This window comes from Segatella copri, assembly GCF_003465495.1.
Taxonomy (GTDB): domain Bacteria; phylum Bacteroidota; class Bacteroidia; order Bacteroidales; family Bacteroidaceae; genus Prevotella; species Prevotella copri_G.
The window spans coordinates 1-4180 of sequence record NZ_QSAV01000084.1; the positions used below are offsets into that span (position 1 = coordinate 1).

Annotated in this window: 4 protein-coding genes; all 4 read right to left on the minus strand. The window is 43.5% G+C overall.

From position 1 onward, the window contains the following. Positions 1 to 525: 525 nt before the first annotated feature. Positions 526 to 1086, minus strand: a complete 561-nt coding sequence (locus tag DWV53_RS14900) for an ORF6N domain-containing protein (RefSeq protein WP_118155392.1) — start codon at positions 1084 to 1086, stop codon at positions 526 to 528. Between the two features lie 148 nt (positions 1087 to 1234). Further along, positions 1235 to 2632 carry a relaxase/mobilization nuclease domain-containing protein gene (locus DWV53_RS14905; RefSeq protein WP_118155394.1) on the minus strand — a complete coding sequence of 466 codons (1398 nt, stop codon included), beginning with the start codon at positions 2630 to 2632 and terminating at the stop codon, positions 1235 to 1237. A gap of 184 nt (positions 2633 to 2816) precedes the next feature. Continuing rightward, on the minus strand, positions 2817 to 3875 hold the full coding sequence (locus tag DWV53_RS14910) for a replication initiation protein (protein WP_118155396.1): 1059 nt from the start codon (positions 3873 to 3875) through the stop codon (positions 2817 to 2819). Between the two features lie 4 nt (positions 3876 to 3879). Further along, positions 3880 to 4180: hypothetical protein (locus tag DWV53_RS16010; protein WP_220432021.1), on the minus strand; the 301-nt coding region annotated here is incomplete at its 5' end.

The window sequence follows — 4180 nt, forward strand, 5'->3', positions numbered from 1 at the left end:
ACTTTTCTGCGCGTGGAGCTATTGATAATCAGAGTGTTATAGCGTTCCTACAAAGAGATTCTTTATAAATAGAGGTTACAAATAGGCAAATTGGGGTCATTTTTTTTGTTTTTTAGGGGCGAGGGACAAGCCCTCGCATCCTCAAATTCGACCAAAACAAAAAGTGAAAAATTGCGGAAGGGAACAAGAAGAGAAGAAAAGAAAAGAGAGCCGAAAGGCGATATAAATAAAAGGCAGATTTTACCCGCTGTCAAAACTTTTTACTTTTGGCTGTCAAAACTTGTGAATTTGCAAGCAAAGAACGACTTGAACGGAAATCCGGAAACGTCAGAGCACTTTTCTGAAATGAGAAGAGCCGAAGAAAAGATTTCTCTAATCTCCGGCTCCAGCCTATCTGTCACGTCCAGTCTCAGTAATGAGGCAAACACGAACTTAATCGCACACAACAACGATAGGCTTCCGCTGAGGACGTCCAGCCTCAATGAAGAGACTAACACTAACTTAATAGCACATAACAACAGCGGTTTAATCTTTTCGCTCTCTTGTTGTCTCTAACTCCCATTTGAAAATGCCGATGTTTATTCCAAAGGTCATTTTCTGGACTTTGACAGGAAGAGGGTCTGCAAAAACTTCGTTCATGAGGTTCTTGAATACTCCTTGCTTGTTTTCGTCTGGAATCTCTCCTCCTTTGGCGACTTCTTCATTTACTTGTTGCATAGCTCTGGAGAGTTGGCGCAGCTTGGTGAAAGTTCTGACGATAGCAAGTGAAGTGTCTGTAGCTAAGTCGCCTTTGAGGATGGTGGCAAGCATATATAAGCCTTGTTCGGTGAAGGCATGAGGTGCAACCCTTGAAAATTTCAGCCCTTTGAGGTTATCAAAATTTTTGATAACCTCTTGTTTCTCGCTGTTAGTCAGCTCGATAACGAAATCAGAAGGGAACTTTCGAGGGTTGTTTTTCAATGCTTGGTTGATTTCCCTTGTGGTCACTCCATACAGTTCGGCAACATCCCTATCGATGATAACTTGTGTATCTCGAATGAGGATTATCTTGCTTGTTACTTTTTCGATGTCTTCTTTCTGTCCCATATCTTTGAAGTTTGATTTTGGGTGCAAAGATAATAAAAATATCTGGAATGCCAACAAATACTATGAAAAACACCCGCTGGCGGCGGTCCGCCTACGTCGGGGGGTCTGGGGGGCTGACGTATGTGAAGCCCCCTAATCCCCAGAAAGACTAATATCCCATGCCTCTGGACTGACCTTCTTTGATGCTATTGAGGTATGCAGAAGCGTTCTTTGCTATCTTCTGCATTTCTTCCCCTGCGCACTGATAGCGGTAGCCACCATACAACTGTGGCTTTTCCTCGTCCTCTTCTGCCCATCTGGTGTAACGTGCTGCACGTTCTTCCCTCTTATCGTCTTTGCCCAATGCCATATTGATTTGAAAGGTCTCAAATGCTGTGAACATGCCGCCACGACCATTGTAGTGTGCCAGACGTGTTATGGCATCAAGAACTGGCTGAATGATGTGAAGCAGTTCTTGATAAGCCCATTTCCATGTTTTGACGTTCTCTTTGTTGCGAGTCAATTCCTGCAAAGATGCTCTGGCTGCAGCCGTTTCTTGCTTTGCCTTGTCTCGCTCCTGAGTGAGCTCCTGGACTTCGCCCTGAAGGATGTCTCTAGACTTCTCTTTCATGAATACTTCACCATTGAGCACGTCAAGTTCCATCTGTGTCTCCTGCTGACTGCATTCAAGGCTCAAAACGTCTTTTTTGAGCTGTTCTTTTTGCCCAATCAGTTCCAGAACCTCGTTTTTTTGCTCAGAAAGCCCCGAAATTTCGCTTCTGAGCGCTTCAATGCGTTTTGTTCTAGAATCTACTATGCCTTTGCAAAATTGCATCTGAGAGCGCAAATTTTCAACCTCTTTTGCGGTTCTAGTGAGTTCTGCATTCTTATTTTGCAGTTTAAAGACTGCATCTGCGTTCTTGATAGCGATTTCTTTTGCTCTCTCTGAAGCTGCTTCTTGCTTCTCCTCTGCCGCTTTCTGAGCGTGCTCGGCCAACGCAGCCCTCTTCTCTTGTACCTTGACTTTGTATTCGAGTGCGTCCAGATGCTCCTTCTTTGACCCTCTTCGACCTCTCTCCATGCCCAAAATGCGAGCGCACATATCCTGCATTTCGGCAGTGTCCTTTGCTGTTGTCTTGATTGTCTTTCCTGTCTCGTGGTCGATTTTGTCGAACACCATGTGTGCGTGCAAGTTGGGTTTCCAAGTTCCGTCCTTTTGCCATGATCCTTCGTCCTTGTGAATGGCGAGTTGAACGAAGTGAAAGCCCCACCTCTGGTGCATCGCATCAGCAAGTTTCTTGATGTCCTCGATTGTAGTGTCTGGACGGATCACTGCAATCCCTTCGTAAAGTGCACGGCTCTTCTCCTGCATTTTTCTGCCAGTCTTTGCCTTTACGAGTGTGCGCATCTGGGCATCGTATGCAACCAGATGTACGTTGAGAAAGTCGCACCATTCGTTGAGGTGCGAGAGGTCGGAACGAACATAAGAGAGAGCTTTCTCTCGCTTGTTGTGACGCTCTGAAGCCGTGACCTTGCACGGCTGAATGTTGAAAGATGTCTGTGCCATATCGATACGTTTTAATGCGCTAGCCACGGGGGTTGAGGGGGCTTGCCCCCCATCCTCGAAGAGCACATAAGCAACGCAGTTGCTTGAATGTGCTCAATCTAGTACCTAAATTTCGGGGGCAAAGTTACTGATAATTCGGCAAATAACCAAATTTTTGGAGAGATTTTTTTCAATGGAAAAATCGTTACTTCTTTGGGTAGAGATAAGCGATTTGTCGAGGGTCAACACCTTGTTTCTCCAATTCCTCACGGATGAGCTTCTTCATCACGTTTTTGAGGATGGCAAATGTGTACGGCTGTCCGTTCTGCATTCTGGCACCAGACGCTACAAGGTCATCGTAGAAATTGTATTTCTCGATTACGAGTTGAAGGAGATTCTTATCCATCAATAGGTCGCAGATGCCAACAACCTTGCTCGGTTCAACATCTAGTCTGCTAACTTTTGTGTAAGCGTCATAATAGACTTTATTCTCTTGCTCGTTCAGGTTCTCCCTGGTCTTCTTCCACTGAATCTTGAAAATGATAGCAGTTGCTTTTGCTTTCTTTTTCCCCTCCTTGGTCATTTTAAACTCATAGTCAAACTTGACTTCTGAATTGCTATTGTCTATATCTTCTTTAGCCTTATCAAGAATATTCTCTTTGATTCTAGTTGTGTTGTATGACTTTGGTATAGCGAAGTCTTCTCTGAATTTATCTAGTTCATACTCGTATTTGTTTTGGTCTCGATAAGAGCATATAAGTTTATAGATGCGCTTTGTGTATTTGCCGTTTATCGTGAGCGCAATAGTCTTATCATAGATAGTTCCACCGATACCCTTGCCGTACCAGATAAGAAAAGGAATCGCCCAACGGTTGTAGTTTACCTTGACCAAAGATGTGCTTTTAACATCGTGTATTGCGGTCACTATCGGGCAAATGGTCTTAATGTCCTTGCCCCAAGATTCATGTCTCCAACGAAAAGAGATAGGCTTGAGAAACATTTTTTCAATCTCTTGTATAACATAGTCTTTCGACTTTCGCCTTGAAGCTTCGTTGCAGTCGATTGTTATATACGGCTCGCCCATGGAGTCTATGCGGACGGCTGCTTCTTTGGCATCTTTAGTCATATACTCCTTCAGCTGTTCTTGTATGAGCGTGATAACATTCTGTTGAACCTCGCTATAGTCATATTTGCTAAGCGTGAGGTTCTTGGTCTCCATTTGATATGAAGGTATCTTGATGATTTCTTTCTTTTCTTCTGCCATGGCTTTACAAGTTGAAGTTATTAATCTCGTTGAAAATCTCTACTTCATCGAGAGCAGTCTTTGAAAGATGCTCTCGCATAGCTGCACGAAGCTGAGAGAACTCCTCCCAACTCAGCACCACTTCGCTGTTTAATCTGTCTGATTTCATATCTTTGAACGTTTTATTGTTATTTTCGGGTGCAAAGATACAATAAAAAGTGAAAATAAAAAAGGCTTTTTCAACTTTTAACTTTCCTTTTCCGCAATCTTTCACTTTTCCTCTCCGCAATTTTTCACTTTTCCTCTTGTTTTCGACCGCAATTTTT